General features: G+C 68.1%; 2 protein-coding genes and 1 pseudogene. All 3 read right to left on the minus strand.

Annotated features, from left to right (window positions below; genetic code table 11):
• Nucleotides 1-202: 202 nt before the first annotated feature.
• Complete coding sequence (locus QMK34_RS47340; protein WP_326421605.1) at nt 203-835, minus strand: alpha/beta hydrolase; 633 nt, start codon at nt 833-835, stop codon at nt 203-205.
• Between the two features lie 219 nt (nt 836-1054).
• Complete coding sequence (locus tag QMK34_RS47345) at nt 1055-1519, minus strand: hypothetical protein (protein ID WP_326421606.1); 465 nt, start codon at nt 1517-1519, stop codon at nt 1055-1057.
• Nucleotides 1512-1680: pseudogene (locus tag QMK34_RS47350) on the minus strand (IS630 family transposase); the annotation flags it as partial. The pseudogene QMK34_RS47350 and the gene QMK34_RS47345, both read right to left, overlap by 8 nt.

Genomic DNA, 1680 nt, shown 5'->3' on the forward strand with positions numbered 1-1680 from the left:
GGGAATCGGGTCGCTGGACCGTTGACGTGGCCGGGGGCGTGGTCGAGATCGGTGACGAGTTCGACAACGAGACCGACCGGCATGTCGCGACCATCCTGGCCGAATCGGTGCCCGGCGTGACCCAGGTACATGCGACCTGCCTGCAGACGCCGGAGTGACTGGTACCTTCCGCAGACCTGAAACACGAACGACAGGCCGGTCCTTAACTGCCGGGTTTCCCTTCGAGACAAACAGTCCCTGGCTCGGGCAGGTCCTGTTCGAGGAGGTAGGCGTCGACCGTGGCGCGCATACAGGCGCCGCGCAAGTAGGAGCCGTGGCCGGAGCCGGCGTAGGTCAGCAGCACGGTCTTGTCGGGTGTCTGACGGTGCACGCTGAGTGCCCACTGGTAGCGGGTGACCGTGTCGTGGCGGGAGTTCGTCAGCAAGATCGTCGGCGCACGGTGGTCGACGTGCAGGGGTGCCGGCGGGTTGCTCGGCGGAGTGGGCCACCCGACGCAGCCCAGCCACGCGGCCCGCAGCTCTCGGAGTACCGCAGGTGAGGTGCTGCGGACCGTTCCACGGTCGTGATCCGGCGAAGGTGCGCGAGACGGGAGATCCGCATGTCCTAGTCCGCGCAGAGTACGGCCGTCGGTCCGTATTCGGCGGCGGAGCCATGTCGAGACCGATGTGGAGCGTGGCCGGCCAGTCGGCCAGATTCGCCCATTCGACCCGACCGAGTGCGCCGCAGGCTCGCTGGATGACGTACCACGCCGAAACGGGACCGTCACTTTCGTAGAGTGCACCGCGATACGCCGCGGCGAGCTGCTCTTGCCAGCCGGCAAGCACATCACGGCCATGCAGAGCGCAGGAGGCTGTAGCGGAGCACCAAGAGGCGAACTGGCGGAATGAGTCTTCGACGGCGCTGGCCGCGGTCGCGGCGAACGCGGTCAGCCCCAAACTGTGGTCCATATTGCCGTCGAGCACCATCGCGCGGACCCGGCCGCCGTGCTGTTCGGCGTACTCCTGGCCGAGCAGGTCCCGTACGAGACCCCGCAGTAGCTGATCCGGCGCAGGCCCTAGGCCGCGCGAAGGTCGTCCATGTCGTCGGCGACTGCGCGGGTGCCGACGTGGTCGACCAACGCTCCATTGCGTGCGCGGCAGTCATCGTGGGCGGCCTTGTTCGTGGCGACAAGCCGTTGAAAGCTCGTCTCGTCGTCCGGGACCGCGCCACCGTCGCCAGGCTTGGCGGCGCAGCGGATCGGAGCGCTCGCGCCGGTGCCGCGTGGATCGAACCCCACGACGTCATACCGCGCGGTCACCTCGGCGGGCAGGATGGTGTCCGCGTGCAGGGCGAAGTTCCGGCAGGAGGCACCCGGCCCGCCGGGATTGACGAGGAGCACCCCGATGCGGTGCGCCGGCCGGTGGTGTCGGGTCCCGCGCTTGCGGCTGTCGGGGCAAGCGCGGGACCAGTAACGCCGCTGCTGCTCGACGGCACCATTTGCCTCGACGAGGCGATCCCGGGAACCGACATCCCTAAGCATGTGGCCAGAAGTGTTGTCCGTAATTGTTGGGTAGCCAGGGTGCGGCTGTGGTGAGCATCTGGGTGGTGGTCCGGTGTTGAAAGTGGGCGTGGGTTTGGCGGATGCGGTCGGCCATGGTGGCGGGTGCGGTGTTGGCGATGTGGTGTTTGAGGCCGGCCCAG

Source organism: Amycolatopsis sp. H20-H5, assembly GCF_035828755.1.
Classification (GTDB): Bacteria; Actinomycetota; Actinomycetes; order Mycobacteriales; family Pseudonocardiaceae; genus Amycolatopsis.

Excerpts from the sequence above, each read along its gene's own strand:
- QMK34_RS47340 (WP_326421605.1), bottom strand. The coding sequence starts at position 835 with ATGGCCGTGATGTGCTTGCCGGCTGGCAAGAGCAGCTCGCCGCGGCGT.
- QMK34_RS47345 (WP_326421606.1), bottom strand. The coding sequence starts at position 1,519 with ATGCTTAGGGATGTCGGTTCCCGGGATCGCCTCGTCGAGGCAAATGGT.